The organism is Paenibacillus castaneae (genome assembly GCF_002884445.1).
Lineage (GTDB): Bacteria > Bacillota > Bacilli > Paenibacillales > Paenibacillaceae > Pristimantibacillus > Pristimantibacillus castaneae.
The window spans coordinates 2442682-2461094 of record NZ_KZ614144.1; the positions used below are offsets into that span (position 1 = coordinate 2442682).

Consider the following 18413-nt stretch of genomic DNA (forward strand, 5'->3'; position numbering starts at 1 on the left):
CCTATCATGAAGGAAATTTCAGCTGGAGGCGTCGTCTACCGCCGTATCGAAGGAGAGCTGCAAATTCAGCTCATTCAAGATCGCTACGGAAAAGTTTCACTGCCAAAAGGAAAGATGGAAAATGGTGAAACGATTGAAGAAACGGCTTTGAGAGAAATTTGGGAGGAAACGGGACTCGAAGGTAAAATCATTTCTCCAATTGATCAGATTAAGTATCAATATGAGCATGATAAGCTCGGCAAAGTAGATAAAGAAGTTCATTATTACTTGGTTGAGGCGATCGGCGGCTCCCTGCAAGCGCAGGTGGAAGAGATACGCGGAGTTGACTGGTTTGAACCGCTGGAGGCTTGGAAGCTTCAGAAACAGTCCGGCTATGAGAATAATCTTCGCATATTGGCTGGGGCTCTTCAGCAGCTTAATGTGCAGTTTGATTAAAGCTAGGCTGCGGTGTCCAGCTTGCGAAATGGTTTTAAATAACAGAATGGCAGCGCGATTAATGAACTTAGAATATTGAATATAGTCTGTGAGTGGGCTATGGTCCCGGCAGCCGACGAGGAAACCCATTCAGATACGGCGCTGAGCTCTCCTATGAATGGCATAAAAAGCAGTGCACCGCCTGCGTTGAGAACAACGTGCGAGAATGCCACATACTGACCAGCTTTTGAGCCTCCGATAGAAGCTAGCAATGCGGTTGCACAGGTTCCGATATTGGCTCCTAGAACAACGGCAACTCCTAGTTCAATCGGCATCGCTCCAATCGAAACAAAGCCCATAATTATGCCTATTACAGCTGCGCTGCTATGAACGGCGGCAGTTAGAATTGCACCTGCTGCAAGTCCCCACCAGAGACTTTCGCCTGCTTTGGCGAGGAACCAGCCGAACATTTCGCTCTCCTGTACAGCAGGCCCGACACCCTGCATGATCGTCATGCCCGTCAGAAGCAATGCGAAGCCGCATAGAACAACTGCAGAAGAGCGAAACGGGTCAATCCAACGTGTTGACTGCAAAGAAGGAATGAGACGCAATTCTCCTAGTAGAGCCGTAATGAGCCATATTCCTATAGAAGCTGCCAGCAGAGGGACTGCAAGCTTATTTAAATTCAGTCCAATCAGCTCGGTTGTAATACAAGTGCCAATATTCGTTCCCAATATAATGCCTAACGTTCGCGGGAAGGTAAGAAGCCCTGCGTTGACCATGCCTATTGCGATGACTGTAACGGCAGTGCTGCTTTGAAGAAAGGCAGTTGTTATGGTGCCAATAGCTAGTCCATGCAGCGGGGTAGCGGTAGAGCGCTCCAAAACACCGGATAAATAGGGGCCGGCAAGTCGATGCAGCGCAAGCTCCATCAGCTTCATTCCGCACATAAATACGGAAAAGCCCAGAAGCATGGGAATGAGAATCGAATGTATCATGAGTCTTCTCCTTTTTCTTTTGTAAGAGGTTCGTTTCGTAGGTATACATATGCTGGATATAAAACTAGCATGACAAGCTATTTAATCGAGGGGTAGATAAACATGAGCAATTCGAAAATTTTTCTGCAAAAAACGAGAAAAAAAAGACTGGAGCAAGGTCAGCCTTGGGTGTACGCATCGGAAATTGATCGTTTAGAGGGTGAAGCGAAACCAGGTGATTTGGTAGATGTCGTAACCCATCAAGGACGTTATTTGGCAACGGGCTATTGGAACCCGAAATCGCAAATTACGGTCCGTATAGTCGCGTATCAACCAATTGAAAAGATGGATACGGAATTTTTCCGTGATCGGCTCCGCCAATGTCAAGAGCATCGGCGCCGCTTTGTTACAGATACGGACTGCAGGCTTGTGTACGGGGAGGCAGACTTCCTGCCTGGTCTTGTCGTTGATCGTTTCAATGATGTGCTTGTTTTGCAGCTGTTGACGCTTGGAATGGATATTAGACGCGATGCTTTGATACAAGCACTAATCGATGTGTTTCAGCCAAAAGGCATCTACGAGCGCAGCGATGTAGGTGTGCGATTGCTGGAAGGCTTGGAGGAGCGAACCGGTACACTGTACGGAGATTGTCCACCTATCATTGAGATTGAGGAAAATGGACTCAAGCTGGAAGTGGATATTGTGGAAGGGCAGAAAACAGGCTATTTCTTTGATCAGCGTGAGAATCGGGCAGCCATAGCGCCGCTCATGACGGGCTGGGGCGGACGCAGTGGTATTTCATTGGTAGACAGAAATGAACTGGAGACGGATGCTGCAAATGTGATGCTTGATGCTGCTTCAGGACAAGTTCCTGTGAATGCAAATGGGAAAATCGTTTCCTTCCCTTATTGGGATGGCGCTTCCGTGCTGGAATGCTTTGCTCATACAGGCAGCTTCACGTTGAATGCGTGCAAGCACGGCGCGAAGAAGGTTACTTGCCTGGATGTTTCCGAGCATGCCATTGAAACAGCCAAACGCAATGTGGAACGTAATGGCTTCACAGACCGTGTTGAATTTGTTGTTGCAGATGCATTCGAGTATTTACGCGCGCAAGTGAAAGGACTCGATGAGCGGAGGCAGCGAGGACAAGGCGGAGTAGATACCTCGAAGAAGCTGGAGAGCAAGGCAGGGCGTACATGGGATGTCGTCATTTTGGACCCGCCTGCCTTTGCAAAAACAAAAAGCGCAGTACCGGGAGCGATTCGCGGTTATAAGGATATCAATTTGCAAGGATTGAAGCTTGTGAATGAGGGTGGATATTTAGTCACAGCTAGTTGTTCTTATCATATGAAGCCTGATTTATTTCTGGAAACGATACAAGAAGCGGCAACTGACGCAGGAAAACTGCTTCGTTTGGTCGAATGGCGCGCAGCTGGCAAAGATCACCCGCAGCTGCTGGGCGTTACGGAAGGACATTATTTAAAATTCGCTATTTTCGAAGTGAGAAGCAAATAAGCGGTTAATATCGCATAGACGGGAGAGTTGCACATGTCGCTTCGCTTTGTCATTGGCCGTTCGGGAACCGGCAAAACGTCTTATTGCTTGAACGAGATCAGAGAACAGCTCCGAAGCGAACCGGACGGACCGCCGCTAATCATGCTCGTTCCAGAGCAGGCGACGTTTCAGACGGAATATGCACTGCTTCAAAGCGGAGAGCTGAACGGTACGATACGAGCACAGGCGCTTAGCTTCCGCAGGCTTGCCTTCCGTGTGATGCAGGAGACAGGCGGAACAGCTCTTATTCCCATCGGTGATACAGGAAAACATATGCTGCTGTACAAAATCGTTCATCGATTAGGTCAGCAGCTGGAGCTGTTTCAAAGCGGCGCGGAACAGCCGGGATTTATTGACCGGCTGGCTGAGCTTATTACGGAATGGAAAAGATATGGTATCGACGCCGAATTGCTGGAGGATAAGCGGAATTCAGAAGCTGGTACGGACCACTCTTCTTTATTGAAACGCAAGCTGCATGATTTGCAGCTTATCTACAGCCAAATGGAACAGGAACTCGCGGGCTTATATATTGACGCCGAGGATTATTTGCGTTATTTGCAGGATGGCTTCTCACATGCGACGACGATGCAGGGAGCTCAAATATGGGTCGACGGCTTCTACGGCTTCACTCCTACAGAGTATGAAGCGCTTAGTGCCTTGATGGCATCCTCGGCTCAGGTTACCGTCACCCTTACGTTAAACCGGTTATATGAGACTGGAGAATTGCCGCATGAGCTGGAGCTGTTCCATCCGACGGCAGAAACGTATAACAAGCTGATGGAGCTGGCAGCTCAGCATGATGTAACCGTACATTCACCGTTATTGCTTGGGAATGAGCCTCCTGCTCGGTTCCGGGAAAATCCAATGCTAGCCCACTTGGAGAAGCACTACAGTGAACGCACTCCGATGCTTATTGTAGACAAATCCATACTGGACCACGAGAATGCACGCTGTGGAGTTTCCCTGCATGCGGCAGCAAACAGGCGGGCCGAGGTGGAGGCAGTCGCGCGCGATATTATTCGCAGAGCACAGAATGAAAGCATTCGCTGGCGTGACATAGCGGTTATGGTTCGCAATGCGGAGGATTATACAGATTATATGACGCTCGTATTTGCCGATTACGGCATTCCTTATTTTATCGATCAGAAGGAAAAAGCTGTTCATCATCCGCTTGTTGAATTTATCCGTTCTGCGCTTGAGACCGTATTGTTTGGTTGGCGGTATGATGCGGTGTTTCGCTGCGTCAAAACGGAGATGCTGTTCCCGATGGATGGCAGCTTGTTAAGGGAATGGTTCGACTTACTGGAAAATTATGCGCTGGCAGCAGGAATTGACGGGTGGAAATGGCTGGATAAACGTCCATGGCATCCGTTGGTGCCAGTATCGCTTGATGACGATGACTCAGAAATAGAAACCAAAATTAGTGATAAAGCGCAGCGGGAATTCGATATTGTGCTTGCTGCACGTGAGGCAATTGTGCCTCCGCTTCGCCGCTTTGGCGACGCGCTGAAGAAAGCAGACAATGTCCAAGCGATGTGCGAAGCTTTGTATCGCTTGCTCGATCATTCTGATGCGGCGGACCGATTGGAACGCTGGAGCAATCAAGATATTGAGGCAGGCAAGACGCAGCGAGCTAGAAGCCATCGTCAGCTTTGGGACAGTATAATGGCGCTTTTGGATCAATTGGTGGAGCTTGCGGGAACACAGCAGGTAACGCCCGAGCTATTCGCGGGCATGGTTGAAGCCGGACTAGACAGCTTGAAGCTGGCAGCAGTTCCGCCTTCGCTTGATCAGGTATTGATTGGGAGCATGGATCGAACACGGTCAGGAAATGTAAAGGTATGTTATGTTCTAGGCGCGAATGATGGCGTTATGCCGATGCGGGTGAAGGAAGATGGCATTCTTACAGAGCCTGAGCGCGAACAGCTGGCTGAGAATGGTCTCGAAATGGCGCCAAGCGTACGCCGTCGATTGCTGGACGAACGCTTTATGATTTATAACGCATTAACGACACCAAGCTGCCATTTATGGCTGAGCTGGGCTCAAGCGGATGAGGAAGGGAAAAGCTTGCTGCCATCGGAGATTGTACGCCATGTTCGTCAGCTTTTCCCAGGGATTTCAGTATACAGCGCTGCTGCGGAACCGTCTCCCAGCATGCCTGCTTCCGAGCAAAGGATGTTTATATCACAGCCACAGCGAACGCTCTCTTATTTGATTGCAGCTATACGAAGCTGGCGTCAAGGCGCAGCAATAGCACCTTTTTGGTGGGATATGTACAATTGGTTTGCCGTTCGGCCGGAATGGCAGCCTAAGCTGCAGCTTCTAACTGGCTCCTTGCATTATGTGAATCAAGAATATGCGTTGTCCAGAGATACAGCAAGGTCATTGTATGGAGCGCGTTTGCAGGTTAGCGTATCTCGAATGGAACGTTTTGTGTCTTGTCCATTCCAGCATTTTGCTATTCACGGCTTGAAGCTGCGGGAACGAAAGCTGTACCGCCTTGATGCTCCTGATGTAGGGCAGCTCTTTCATGCTGCACTAAGCAAATTAGCAAGCGGCTACGGACAGCGCTGGGGCCAGGCAACGCATGATGAATTAAGGGCAGCAGCAGCTAAAACCGTAGACGAGCTTGCGCCTAAGCTGCAATCTCAGATTTTGCTCAGCAGCAGCAGATTTCAATATATCGCGCGCAAGCTGAAGGAAATAGTAGGACAAGCAGCTATTATGCTTGGTGAGCATGCGAGAAGGGCCCACTTCCATCCGGTTGGAACAGAGGTGGATTTCGGACCGGAGGGCACGCTGCCTTCTCTCCAAATTCCGCTCGAAAACGACGGGATGATGGAGATTATCGGAAGAATTGATCGGGTTGATGCAGCAGAGACAGAGCAAGGATTATTGCTTCGGGTGCTGGATTACAAATCGAGTGCGACTCAGCTTCGATTAGAGGAGGTAGCTTACGGCCTTTCTCTTCAAATGCTTACGTATTTGGATGTTCTCGTAACGCATGCATCAGGGTGGCTCGGCCAGCCAGCTTCCCCAGCGGGAGTTCTTTATTTCCATGTCCATAATCCGCTTCTAGCTCTCTCAAATGGAATGAATCCATCAGAAGTTAATGGGAAATTACTCAAGCGTTACAAGATGCGCGGTCTGATCACGGCAGATGCTGCTACAGTGAAGCTGATGGATGATGACTTGGATACGGGTTACTCAGAGCTTCTTCCAGTCGCATTAAAGCGTGACGGCAGCTTCTACAGCAGCTCTTCCGTCGTATCGAATGAGCAATGGGATGTCCTGCGCAGCTCAGTTAGAAGTAAGATCGGAAAAATCGGCAGTGCTATTCTAGCGGGAGAGGTGTCGATTGAGCCGTATCGTGCTGGGACCAAAACACCTTGTCAGTATTGTGATTATAAAGCAGTCTGCCAGTTTGATACGCTGTTCGAAGGAAATGAATATAGAAAGCTGGCCAAACAAAGCAAAGAAGATATTTGGAAGCAGCTGGAGGAGGAATAACGGATGATGCATACTGCAAAGGATACGCCGAAGCCGGAGAACAGCAATTGGACGGATGATCAATGGGATGCTATCGTGACAAGCGGATCCAATATACTTGTTGCGGCGGCAGCGGGCTCTGGCAAAACGGCCGTTCTCGTTGAGCGCATCATTCGTAAAATCTCAGCGAATACCGATGTTGATCGTTTGCTTGTTGCTACGTTCACAAAGGCGGCCGCTGCTGAGATGAAGGATCGAATCCGGCTTGCTTTAGAGAAGGAGCTTGAGCGTCAGCCCGATTCTGAGCATTTGCGGCGCCAGCTCGCTTTAATGAACCGCGCGTCTATCACAACACTTCATTCGTTCTGTCTCGATGTAATTAGACGGTATTATCCGCTTATCGGTCTTGATCCCGGTTTTCGAATTGCAAACGAAACGGAAAGCGAGCTATTGAGACTAGATGTGCTGGATCAGCTGTTCGAGCAGAAGTATGAGGGTGCAGGCGATGACGGAGCTTTTTTACGTCTGGCAGACCGTTACGGCGGTGAGCGAGGCGATGAGCCTCTATATCGGCTGGTTCAACAGTTATACGATTTCGCCCAAAGTCATCCTTGGCCGGAGGAATGGCTGAGACAAACGGCGGAAGCATTCGATGTAGCAGACGTTAAGGAACTGCAGGACAGTGAATGGGTAAAGAGCCTTCATAGCGACATTCTGCTTGCTCTTGAAGGTGCGGCATCACTTCTGCACCAAGCGCTTGAGCTTACGCGCCAGCCTGCAGGGCCTGCTCCATATGGGGAAACTTTCGATAATGATTTAACATTAGTAAACAGTCTCGCTGAAATGATTCATACGACGCCGTGGGAAGCATGGATGGGTCCATTTCAGGAAATACAATTCGGTAAATTGAAGGCGCTGCGCGGCGATGAATATGATAAATCCCTTCAGGAGCAAGCGAAGGAATTACGTGACCTCGCCAAGAAAGGGATCAATACGCTCGCTGATGAGCTGTTTGGCCGCAGCGCAGAGCAGTTTTCAGACGAGCTGAAGGAGCTTGCACCGCTTATGCGCGCCCTTGCGGAGCTAGTCATTGAATTCGGACAGGGCTACGAGAAGGAAAAACGGGCGAAAGGGCTGCTTGATTTCGGTGATTTGGAGCATTACTGCTTAAGAATATTGAGAGATCCTGTATCTACGCCAAGCAATGTGATGCCATCTATTGCTGCATTAGAATACCAGCAGCAATTCGAAGAAATTTTGCTTGATGAATATCAAGATACGAATATGGTGCAAGAAGCGATCGTCTCGTTGATTGCAAAGCCTGGCAGAGGAAATCGCTTTATGGTAGGCGATGTCAAGCAAAGTATTTACCGGTTTCGATTGGCAGAGCCTAAGCTGTTTTTGCAAAAGTATAAATCATACCTTTCTCGACATGATGACGATAAGCGCTCCGGCGCGGATAATGCTTCTGGACTGCGTATCGATCTCGCTAGAAACTTCCGCAGCCGCTCAGAGGTCGTGGACGGGGTAAATGCGGTGTTCCGCGCTATAATGCGTGAGAACATAGCCGAGATGGATTATGACGAGCGTGCCGAGCTGGTATGTGGGGCAGCTTATCCGCCGCCTGAAACGGCTGCTCACTTTCAAGTCGAATTTGCAGTATTAAATAAAGCAGATGCGGACGAGAGCGATGAGGACAATAGTTTGGATCAATCCGAGTCTACGGATGAAGCAGAGGAAACGGATAACGGCAGCGATACAACATCTCCTTCCGAGCTGAAGACTGCCCAGCTGGAGGCGCGCTGGATAGCGCAGCAGCTTCGATCGATGATAGATAACGGGTATCAGGTTTTTGATGGCAAACGACGTGAAGTGCGGCCTCTGCAATGGAGAGATGTGGTTATCCTTCTGCGCGCGACACAGCAGTGGGCTCCCATCATTATTGAGGAGCTGCAATTGTCTGGAATACCTGCATATGCCGAGTTGAGCAGCGGTTATTTCGATGCGATAGAGGTTGAGACGATGCTTTCCTTGCTTCGCGTAATCGATAATCCATATCAGGATATTCCGCTTGCTGCAGCCCTTCGTTCTCCCTTATTCGGGCTTGATGCAGATGAGTTGGCGAGAATTCGCATACAATCGCCAAAAGCATCGTATTACGATGCAGTGCTTCATGCAGCGGGTGATTTACATTTGGATGATGAGTCACGGCGTAAGCTATCACTCTTTCTGGATAGCCTGGACCGTTGGCGTGAAGAAGCCAGACAAGGCTCGCTTGCTAATTTATTATGGGAGATTTATCGTGAAACCGGCTATTACGATTTCGTGGGCGGCTTGAACGGTGGAACCCAGAGGCAAGCGAATTTGCGTGCCCTGCACGACCGGGCAAGGCAATATGAAGCGACCTCGTTTCGCGGATTGTTTCGGTTTTTGCGATTCATTGAACGTATGCGGGACAGCGGCGGAGATTTGGGGACAGCGAGAGCGCTTGGCGAGCAGGAGGACGTAGTCAGAATCATGTCGATTCACAAGAGCAAGGGTCTTGAGTTCCCTGTCGTATTTGTAGCAGGATTAGGCAAGCTATTCAATCAGCAGGATATGCGCAGCGCCTTCTTAAAGCACAAGCAGCTGGGCTTCGGACCGCGCTTTGTTGATCCGGCACTGCGCATCAGCTATCCGACACTGCCGTATCTCGCAATCCGCAGAGCCATGCGCATGGAGATGCTGGCGGAGGAAATGCGCATTTTGTACGTAGCTTTGACTCGGCCGAAGGAGAAAATGTTTCTTGTAGCTACTGTGTCAGATGCGGAAATCAAGCTGAAGAGGTGGTTATCCTCTATTGACGCTAACGGAAGAATGCCGGACTTTCGAGTTGCAGCGGCTCGCTCCTTTATTGATTGGTTAGGACCGCTTGCTGCCAGGCAGCTAGCTGAGCAAAAGAACGGTGAGAACGAGAATGCTGCCAATGATGCGAATGCTGCAAATGCTCCGAATTGGGAAGCGGGAATAGTATCAGCCTCTTTATTTGGCACAGAGGCTGCGGCTACGCTGGAAGAAAAGGATGGGCTAGCAACAGAAATGGAAGAACGTTTGCAGGCGGTAACTACACTTTCCCTTCTGGAAGATGTACAAGCTGAGGATCAGCTTCGTTCTCGTTTGGAATGGCAATATCCGCATCAGGCAGCGGCTGGTCTTGCGGCAAAAACATCCGTAACAGAAATGAAGAGGCTTCATGCGGAGGTTATGGAGGACGCGTTCTACATGCAGGAGCCGCAGCAGGAGACTAGGTCAGCCGTAACAGAAACGTCTAATGAATCGACTGTGAACTCCACTTTTCGCTTGAGAAGGCCTGCATTCATGGAGGAGGCTTCACTGACTGCAGTGGAGATTGGCTCAGTCAATCACTTGCTTATGCAGCATGTTCCGCTAACCGAAGCGGTGGATGAAGAACTTTTGAGAAATACGCTTGAGAGTATGATCGATAGGCGAATGTTAACGAAGAAGCAATCGGAGGCCATTCAATTGCCTGGTGTCGCAGCGTTTTTTAACAGTGATCTAGGACAGCGTTTATTACATTCCTCTTGGGTTCGGCGGGAGGTGCCATTTAGCTGCATGTTCCCTGCTAGCCGTGTATACCCCAATTCAGATGAATCGTTATCGGCAGAGCCTATACTCATTCAAGGAGTAATCGATTGTTTATTTGAGGATTCGGAAGGCGTTGTATTGCTGGATTACAAAACCGACCGCATTTATATGGGTCAATGGGAAGCAGCAGCGGAGAGGCATCGCTTCCAGCTTGAGCTGTATGCGGAAGCCATTGAGTCTGTTCTGGGACGCAAAGTTGACCAATGCCATGTATTTTTCTTTGACGGAGGCCAATCGGTACAGCTCCTAAGAGCTGATCAAACATAGAAGGAGGTTGGAATGTTGGAACAGCAACAAACAGGCAAGCGTTCTATCGCGCTGCCTATTACTCTTATTTTGCTCGTATTCAGCCTGATCGGTAACGTATTTCTATACTCCCTTTATTTGCAGCATAAACAGGGAGAGAAATTCGATGACGGGCAACAAATTTACGGGGCTGCATTAGATTCATTGCAATATTTCGAGGAGCTGATTCCTCAGCTTGATGCTTTGATTCAAAGTCAAGGGGTTGAGGAGCGGCTTCATGCGAAGTTCTTAGCCGGGAAGTCGATGCAGAAGGGATTGTCCTTTGAGGTGCTGGCAGAAAAAGCGCTAGAGCTTAACGGTCAATTGGACAAGCCAGTTGAAGATCAAACGGATCATTTCTTAGAAAATGTCGAAGCTGCACTGCAAACAATCGGCAGCTATGCTGGACCACTTACAGCTGCTGACCAAACGTATTTGTTAACGCTAAAACAATCTCTTGAAGCTATGCATGCCACTTTGAGCACCATTAATTTAAATATCGAAGATAATCGAAATGCTCTAATCCGCTTGGCAAGCGGAATCGGTTGGGTTGAGAAGGTAGAGAAGGTGGAGCTGTTGATGAAGAATCATTCAGCGGAGCTGACGAAAACCCCTTGATTGCAGTTTGCTGTAAGTTCGAGTAGCCAAATGCCTACCTGCGCATATGATAAGGTGACAGGAGGCTGTTAGGATGGAACATGCAAAGGGACATAAACTGGTAGACTTTCAACAATTGAAGCAATGGTGTGAAGCGAATAAGCATCGTTATGTGCTGGCTCATACACATGATGGCTGGTGCTGTGACGGTTTTATCGAACATATGGACGACGATGGATTAAGTATAGCCGTACCATGCGGCTCGAACGAATGGGATAATAGAGCCTTGTTGCCATACCCGCCGCTGGGTTATCCTATTTATCCTTATCCTTATTATCCGCGAGGCCGATTCATTCGCCAAGTATTCCCAGTTGCTGCGCTAGCAGGTGTATCCCTACTTCCTTATTTTTGAGCAGGGTTCGAACGCCGTCCTGCGTGATGGACTGCAAGGGCGGCAATCGAAAATTGGACGTGCGTCCATATTTTCGTTATGATAGAAGAGCAGTAATGAATAAGGGGGTGAACCTTATGGACAATATTTTTGCCAAGATAATAGAAGGTACCATTCCATCAAATAAAGTTTTTGAGAATGAACGGATATTGGCTTTTCACGACATTCAGCCTCTTGCTCCTGTACATATATTGATTATTCCCAAAAAGCATATTCCAACAATGAATGATGTAACGGATGAAGATGGGCCGCTTATCGCTGAAATGTTCGCAGTAGCGCGACAAATCGCGAAGGAGCAAGGAATTGCGGAATCCGGCTACAGACTGGTGAACAATGTGAATGCCGATGGAGGACAAGTCGTATACCATCTTCACCTCCATTTATTAGGGGGAGCAAAGCTTCCTCCATTATTAGGTGATATCCAAAGTTGACACTGGGATTTAGTTTGACTTATAATGAAATTTGATAAACCGTGTTATAGCTCTGGACGGTCTGTTTCGGAGGGAGGGAAAACTGGTGTCTGAAACTAAAGTTCGCAAAAACGAAACTATTGATGCTGCGCTTCGCCGCTTTAAACGTTCCATCGCTAAAGATGGAGTTCTAGCTGAGGTGAAAAAACGTAAGCATTATGAAAAGCCAAGCGTGAAGCGCAAGAAGAAGTCTGAGGCTGCGCGCAAGAGAAAGTTTTAGGAGGATCCTTCCATAATGAACCTGAGCGAAAGATTGACCGACGATATGAAGCAAGCCATGAAGAATCAGGACAAGTTCAAACTATCCGTTATTCGTATGATGCGCGCATCTGTGAAGAACTTGGAAATCGATCTCAAGCGTCCTTTGGACGATCAAGAAGTGCTTGACATATTGAGTCGTGAAATCAAACAACGTAAAGATTCCCTCCAAGAATTTAAAAAAGCCGGCCGTGATGATTTAGTAGCGGGTCTTGTGGTCGAAATTGAAATTATTAGTCAATACCTTCCCGAACAGCTGACTGAAGAAGAGATTCAAGAGATAGTAACGCAGACCATCCATGAACTCGGTGCTTCTTCTAAAGCCGATATGGGAAAAGTTATGAGTGCCCTTTTGCCAAAAACGAAGGGACGCGCTGATGGTAAACTAGTAAATCAGTTCGTGCAGCAACTTCTAAACTAACTAAACATTCGGACTCACAAAACACCTCTTAACGGAGGTGTTTTTTTGTGCAATTCAGAAACGATGCTATAATAATGTGAACATTTATGAAACATTGTTAAAATTTATTCGTATTAGGGAAGATACATAGTAAAGGAGGAGGCTTCTTGCACATGAACCGTTGGCGTAGAAGATTGTCCACCGCTCCATTTGTACTGCTCTCAGCTTTAATGCTGGTGACGCTTGCAGGCTTGTTTGCACCGGCTGAGCAAGTGAAAGCGGCAAAAGAGATGGGACCGGCCGTATATGTTATTCCGGTCAAACAATCCGTGGAGTCGGGTCTTCAATCATTCCTGGAAAGAGCCTTTAAAGAGGCAGAGGATGCAAACGCTGAGCATATTATTCTCGTTGTGAATACGCTCGGAGGGAAAGTAGTAAATGCGGAAGAAATAGGCGAACTGCTGGTTAAGAGCAAGATTCCCACAACTGCTTTCGTAGAAGGGAAGGCCGTTTCGGCTGGGACCTATATTGCACTTAACGCAAATAATATCGTTATGCAGCCAGGAAGCGCGATTGGCGCTGCAGCCGTCGTAAATGGATCTGGAGACCTTATTGACAATCCCAAGACGGTATCATTCTGGGTTAAAAAGATGATGGAATCCGCCAACATGAACGGTCGGGATGATCAAATCGCTGCAGCGATGGTTGATCCCAATGTCGTGTTGGACCTGAAGAGCAAGATCGGCAGAGATAAGCTGAAAGGCGAGATTTTGACCTTATCGGCGAGCGAGGCCGAGAAGGTTGGTTATTCGGAGCATACGGCAAGCTCAGTGGATGATGTGGTGAAGTGGCTGGGCTTAGAAGGCCGCACTCAAGTAGAAGTAACTCCATCGCTTGCTGAGAACGTGGCAAGATGGCTCATTAATCCGATCGTTATGACGATCCTGCTGATATTAGGTATTGCAGGAGTTGTTATCGAGATGATTGTTCCAGGCTTTGGAGGACCCGGGATCGTTGGCATCTTGGCATTTGGCCTCTATTTCTTCGGTCACTATGTGGCAGGCTTTGCAGGGGTGGAATCGGTTGTGCTGTTCGTGATCGGTATTGCGCTGCTCATAATCGAAGTATTCGTTTCAAGCTTCGGTATACTGGGCATTCTTGGAAGCGCGTCTTTAATAGCAGGCGTTGTTATTGCTGCTTCCGATCCCATGGCCGCATTTATTTCAATCGTGGTCGCGGTTGTTGTAGCCGTATTTATAATTGTCATATTCGTAAGATCGAACAAAACAAAGGGTATTTGGAACAAATTTATTCTTCGTGATAAATTGACAACGGAGGAAGGCTACGTCTCAGCTGAAATGAAAATTTCTCTGCTTGGTCTCGAAGGTGTTGCTATAACGCCGCTGCGTCCTTCCGGTACAATTCAGATTGGTGACAACCGAGTAGACGTTGTTACATCCGGTGAATTTGTTGAAGTGAATCGTACAGTTAAGGTTGTTAAAGCAGAAGGTACTTGGGTAGTTGTAAAAGAAGTAGTAAAATAGATTCTGACAATATATCACATGGAGGTTAGTTTAAATGGATCCAACAATATCAATACTCATATTAGCCGTAATCATCATTATCGTACTGTCCGTATTCCTTAGCTTCTTCCCTATTATGCTATGGATTTCAGCTCGTGCTTCGGGTGTTAAAATAGGAATTATTACGCTTGTTGCGATGCGTCTGCGTAGAGTCGTGCCAAGCCGAATCGTCAATCCGTTAATTAAAGCGACAAAAGCTGGCCTTGGTTTAAATATTAATCAGCTGGAAAGCCATTTCTTGGCAGGCGGTAATGTGGACCGTGTCGTTAATGCACTTATTGCTGCTCAACGTGCCAATATTCCACTCATCTTCGAACGTGCGGCAGCTATCGATTTGGCAGGTCGTGACGTGCTTCAAGCGGTACAAATGAGCGTTAACCCGCGTGTCATCGAAACACCAACTGTTGCAGCTGTAGCGAAAGACGGTATTGAAGTGAAAGTAAAAGCTCGTGTAACCGTTCGTGCTAACATTGAGCGTCTCGTCGGCGGCGCCGGTGAAGAAACCATTATTGCGCGTGTTGGTGAAGGTATTGTTACAACAGTAGGTTCGGCTAATTCGCATAAGGATGTACTCGAGAATCCTGATATGATCTCCCGTACGGTTCTTGGCAAAGGACTTGATGCAGGAACGGCTTTCGAAATCTTGTCCATCGATATTGCGGATGTTGATGTAGGCAAAAACATTGGCGCCCATTTGCAAACGGAGCAAGCGGAAGCTGACAAGAAAATTGCTCAAGCAAAAGCGGAGGAGCGTCGTGCAATGGCCGTTGCTCACGAGCAGGAGATGAGAGCGAAGGTTGTAGAGATGGAAGCTCGCGTTGTTGAATCCGAGTCTCAGGTTCCGTTAGCGATGGCTGAGGCACTAAGCAGAGGGAAAATCGGTGTAATGGACTATTTGAACCTGAAAAATATTGAAGCCGATACGGAAATGCGCGGTTCTATTGGCAAGTCTGAAGGATCTTCAGATAAAGACGGTCGCTAATGCGAGCGTTCAATGGGCTAGAGAAGCTTAGCGGCGTCTATGCCTTGGAGGTGAAGGCAATATGATGAAAATCATTGATTTTCTGATGAACAATATTTTTATTCTAGTCATTGTCTTCGGAGCGTTGGCTTCTCTATTCGGTAAAGCGGGCTCGAAGAAAAAACCTAGCCAAATGCCGGATTTCGGCGGCGGCGGCTTGCCTCGGATGCAAAATCCGCAGAATAGCGGCAGAGAAGTTAGACAAGAGCAGCCGCAGCATGAGCGAGCAGAAGCTCAGCCGGTTTATCAAGCTGCCCCAGAGCAAAAGGTTAAACAGTGTGAGTCCGTTCCTGTTCGGGAGCGAAATGACGCTGCGGCTTCTCAGACGTCCGCTCTTGAACGTCCTGCCCAAAGGGCGGCAGCTGTTAAAGCGAAGACGCCGGATGGCTTAGAGAGTCCGTCAGCGAAGCGAGGGGCGCTTGCAGCCTCTCTGCAAGCGGATGATTTACGCAAAGCAGTCATATGGGCTGAGGTATTAGGCCCGCCCCGTTCCAAAAGACCATATCGAAGATAGAATGAACCGTCGAAGCACACCGCTTCGGCGGTTTTTTTGATTTCAAGAGATACTGCTGCTCCTTATCTACATTAATCTCATATTTAGAGCGCACTAAGCATATTTTGGTACAGTACAACAAAACTGCCCTGCGCATTATTCGGATAATGCTTACGAAGTAGGTTTTCAACGAAAACCTTAGATAATGCTTACGAAGTAGGTTTTCTACGAAAACCTTAAGGAGGCCAAGATTCGTCCATGCGTCGTATAAAAAGAAAATTTCGTAAAATGACTGCTGAGCTATTGGATATGCCGCATGACGTCGTTTATGATTTGCCGCGTTTGACTATGATAGGCGACCGTCAATTATATATTGAAAATCATCGAGGAGTCGTACATTTCTCAAGCGAGCGTCTGAGATTGGCTTTGAGCAAGGGCCAGCTTGAGGTAACGGGAAGCTCGCTTGTCATTCGTACGATTTGGACGGAGGAAGTATTTATAGAGGGGCAAATCACAAATATTCAATTGATTCCATAGGATAGACGTTCAAAGCACGGTTTAGCGATCTCATTTGTAGGGAGGGGAACAGGAATGAGCGTACAAGGATCTCAGTGGTTAAAAGGAATGGTTACTGTTCATATACGCGGAGGACAACCAGAGCAGCTGGTTAATCGTGCGCTTGCTGGAGGGCTGCAGCTGTCGTCCATTCGTTGGACAAGCGGGGGCTTGTTGGAATTTGAGCTGTCTGTAAGCGACTTTTTCCGGCTTCGCACGTATTTAAAAGAGACAGGCTGCCGTGTTCATGTGACCAAACGAAAAGGTTTTCCGTTCTGGCTCGTAAAGGCAGAGCGGAGAAAGCTGTTTACAGGTGGAATTATTTTGTTCTTTGCTCTTATTTTTATGCTGTCCTCATTAGTTTGGAGCGTTGAGGTCCAAGGCAATGTGAAGCTGACCGAGGATCAAATACGTCTTGCGGCGAAAGAGGAAGGGCTCTATCCAATGCAATGGTCTTTCCGGCTTACGGATGCTGATGTTCTGTCGAAGCAGCTTGTAAGAAAGCTTCCTGGCTCAGCATGGATCGGAGTTGAGAAGAAGGGAACGAAGGTCATAATCCAAGTGGTAGAATCGACGGTTCCTGATCAAGCCTCTCTGCAAAATCCCCGTCATTTGGTGTCGACGAGCGATGCGGTTGTTACTGAAATCATTGCTGAGGCCGGCCGGCCAGTTGTGAAAAAAAATACAAAGGTCAAGAAGGGCCAGACGTTGATTTCAGGTACGATTGGCGGGGAGGAATACTCACGCACGATAGTAGCAAAAGGAACAGTAAGAGGCCTCGTATGGTATGAATTCGAGATCGCTTCTCCAATGTCGCAGCAAATTAAAGTATATACGGGCGAGAAAAAAACAAAATGGTTCATGGTTGTAGGCTCTAGGGCGCTGCAAGTAAGCGGATATGGAGACAACCCGTACAGCAATTCGGAATCGATCCGTCATGAAGAGAAGGCAGCTTGGCGGAATTGGTCGCTCCCGATCGGTCGAATGAAAGAAACGATTATGGAAACTCGTATGGAAGAACGGACGCTGACGGAGGATGAGGCTAAGAGTGTCGGGATTCTGCAGGCAAAAGCCAACGTATTATTGAAAGCTGGCACCGATGCAGTCATCCGGGATGAAATTGTTTTGCATGAAAAGGCGGACAATGGTAAAGTTTATATGAAAGTTCTTTTTGAAGTCGAGCAATCTATCGTTAAGGAAATGCCATTAGTCCAGATGCAAGGAGATTGAGGATTGTTGCAAATTGAGACGAAAGTAGTCAAAATACCACTAGGTAACGCTGCAGAAGGATTAGCTGTATTCGGTCCACAGGACAACTATTTGCGTCTTGTACAAGAGCAAATTGAAGGATCAGTAACGTCAAGGGAAGCTGAAATTGTTATTTCTGGTCCCGTTGCGGAGACAGAATCACTAGAACAACTTTATAATGTGCTTTTGCAGCTCGTTCGCGGGGGCTATACGCCGTCCGAGAGAGATGTAGCCTATGCGCTTGATTTGGCGCGAAACATGCAGGCAGAAGAGCTGCTAGACTTATTTAAGAAAGAGATTACAACAACCTTTAGAGGAAAGCCCATCCGTGTGAAGACGATCGGGCAGCGCCATTACGTAAAGACCATCCGAAAACGCGATATTGTTTTTGGGATAGGTCCTGCAGGAACAGGAAAAACCTATTTAGCCGTTGTATTAGCTGTCGCTGCATTGAAAGAAGGCAAGGTTAAGCGCATTGTGTTGACAAGGCCGGCAGTCGAAGCGGGAGAAAACCTTGGATTTCTGCCGGGCGATTTACAGGAGAAGGTGGATCCCTATCTCCGTCCCTTGTACGATGCTCTGCATGATGTGCTGGGTCCCGATCAAACGGTGAAAGCTTTAGAGCGCGGAATGATTGAAATTGCACCGCTTGCTTATATGCGCGGGCGTACGCTTGATGATGCTTTTATTATTTTGGATGAAGCGCAAAATACGACACCTGAGCAAATGAAAATGTTTTTGACTCGTCTTGGCTTCGGCTCGAAGATGGTTATTACTGGGGACGTTACCCAAATAGATTTGCCTCGCGGGAAAAACTCTGGCCTAATCGAAGCGCAGCGCATTTTGAAGGATATTGAGGAAATTGGCATTATCCTTTTCTCTGAGCAGGACGTTGTGCGTCATTCACTTGTTCAAAAGATTATCGTTGCCTATAACTGGGATGCTGAAAACAAAGCCTAGAGAGGAATGTCCG

Annotated in this window: 16 protein-coding genes; 15 read left to right on the forward strand and 1 reads right to left on the reverse strand. The window is 47.9% G+C overall.

The genetic code is table 11. From position 1 onward, the window contains the following. Positions 1–6: 6 nt before the first annotated feature. A complete protein-coding gene (locus CEF13_RS10430; protein WP_102710618.1) occupies positions 7–435 on the forward strand; it encodes an NUDIX hydrolase in 429 nt (142 codons plus the stop codon). Between the two features lie 2 nt (positions 436–437). Here the strand turns inward: CEF13_RS10430 and CEF13_RS10435 are convergent, their stop codons facing one another. Then, a complete protein-coding gene (locus CEF13_RS10435) occupies positions 438–1412 on the reverse strand; it encodes a Na/Pi cotransporter family protein (protein WP_102710619.1) in 975 nt (324 codons plus the stop codon). Between the two features lie 102 nt (positions 1413–1514). On the opposite strand from CEF13_RS10435, the gene CEF13_RS10440 reads away from it, so the two are divergent. The 14 genes from CEF13_RS10440 to CEF13_RS10505 all read left to right on the forward strand — a co-directional run bounded on the left by CEF13_RS10440 (position 1515) and on the right by CEF13_RS10505 (position 18400). Further along, complete coding sequence (locus CEF13_RS10440) at positions 1515–2906, forward strand: class I SAM-dependent rRNA methyltransferase (RefSeq protein WP_102710620.1); 1392 nt, start codon at positions 1515–1517, stop codon at positions 2904–2906. Between the two features lie 33 nt (positions 2907–2939). Continuing rightward, complete coding sequence (addB, locus tag CEF13_RS10445) at positions 2940–6455, forward strand: helicase-exonuclease AddAB subunit AddB (RefSeq protein WP_102710621.1); 3516 nt, start codon at positions 2940–2942, stop codon at positions 6453–6455. A gap of 3 nt (positions 6456–6458) precedes the next feature. After that, a complete protein-coding gene (addA, locus tag CEF13_RS10450; protein WP_243864580.1) occupies positions 6459–10346 on the forward strand; it encodes a helicase-exonuclease AddAB subunit AddA in 3888 nt (1295 codons plus the stop codon). 12 nt (positions 10347–10358) lie between these two features. Further along, entirely contained in the window at positions 10359–10982 is a 624-nt protein-coding gene (locus CEF13_RS10455; RefSeq protein WP_102710622.1) for a hypothetical protein, read from the forward strand. Between the two features lie 73 nt (positions 10983–11055). Then, the gene (locus CEF13_RS10460) at positions 11056–11373 is read left to right on the forward strand and encodes a hypothetical protein (protein WP_102710623.1); all 318 of its coding nucleotides are present in this window, start codon (positions 11056–11058) and stop codon (positions 11371–11373) included. A 116-nt stretch (positions 11374–11489) separates the two neighbouring features. Beyond that, complete coding sequence (locus CEF13_RS10465) at positions 11490–11843, forward strand: histidine triad nucleotide-binding protein (protein ID WP_102710624.1); 354 nt, start codon at positions 11490–11492, stop codon at positions 11841–11843. Positions 11844–11928: 85 nt separating this feature from the next. Continuing rightward, the gene (rpsU, locus tag CEF13_RS10470; RefSeq protein ID WP_005547957.1) at positions 11929–12102 is read left to right on the forward strand and encodes a 30S ribosomal protein S21; all 174 of its coding nucleotides are present in this window, start codon (positions 11929–11931) and stop codon (positions 12100–12102) included. 15 nt (positions 12103–12117) lie between these two features. Beyond that, positions 12118–12561: a GatB/YqeY domain-containing protein gene (locus tag CEF13_RS10475; RefSeq protein ID WP_102710625.1), complete on the forward strand. Its 444-nt coding sequence runs from the start codon at positions 12118–12120 to the stop codon at positions 12559–12561. Between the two features lie 152 nt (positions 12562–12713). Then, positions 12714–14084 carry an NfeD family protein gene (locus CEF13_RS10480; protein ID WP_102710626.1) on the forward strand — a complete coding sequence of 457 codons (1371 nt, stop codon included), beginning with the start codon at positions 12714–12716 and terminating at the stop codon, positions 14082–14084. A 34-nt stretch (positions 14085–14118) separates the two neighbouring features. Next, positions 14119–15105 carry a flotillin-like protein FloA gene (floA, locus tag CEF13_RS10485; protein WP_102710627.1) on the forward strand — a complete coding sequence of 329 codons (987 nt, stop codon included), beginning with the start codon at positions 14119–14121 and terminating at the stop codon, positions 15103–15105. Between the two features lie 61 nt (positions 15106–15166). Continuing rightward, positions 15167–15658, forward strand: coding sequence for a hypothetical protein (locus tag CEF13_RS10490; RefSeq protein ID WP_102710628.1), 492 nt, complete (start codon positions 15167–15169; stop codon positions 15656–15658). 237 nt (positions 15659–15895) lie between these two features. After that, on the forward strand, positions 15896–16174 hold the full coding sequence (gene yqfC, locus CEF13_RS10495; protein WP_102710629.1) for a sporulation protein YqfC: 279 nt from the start codon (positions 15896–15898) through the stop codon (positions 16172–16174). Between the two features lie 54 nt (positions 16175–16228). Next, positions 16229–17422 carry a sporulation protein YqfD gene (gene yqfD / locus CEF13_RS10500; protein ID WP_102710630.1) on the forward strand — a complete coding sequence of 398 codons (1194 nt, stop codon included), beginning with the start codon at positions 16229–16231 and terminating at the stop codon, positions 17420–17422. A 6-nt stretch (positions 17423–17428) separates the two neighbouring features. Next, a complete protein-coding gene (locus CEF13_RS10505; protein ID WP_102716330.1) occupies positions 17429–18400 on the forward strand; it encodes a PhoH family protein in 972 nt (323 codons plus the stop codon). The last annotated feature ends 13 nt before the right edge of the window (positions 18401–18413 follow it).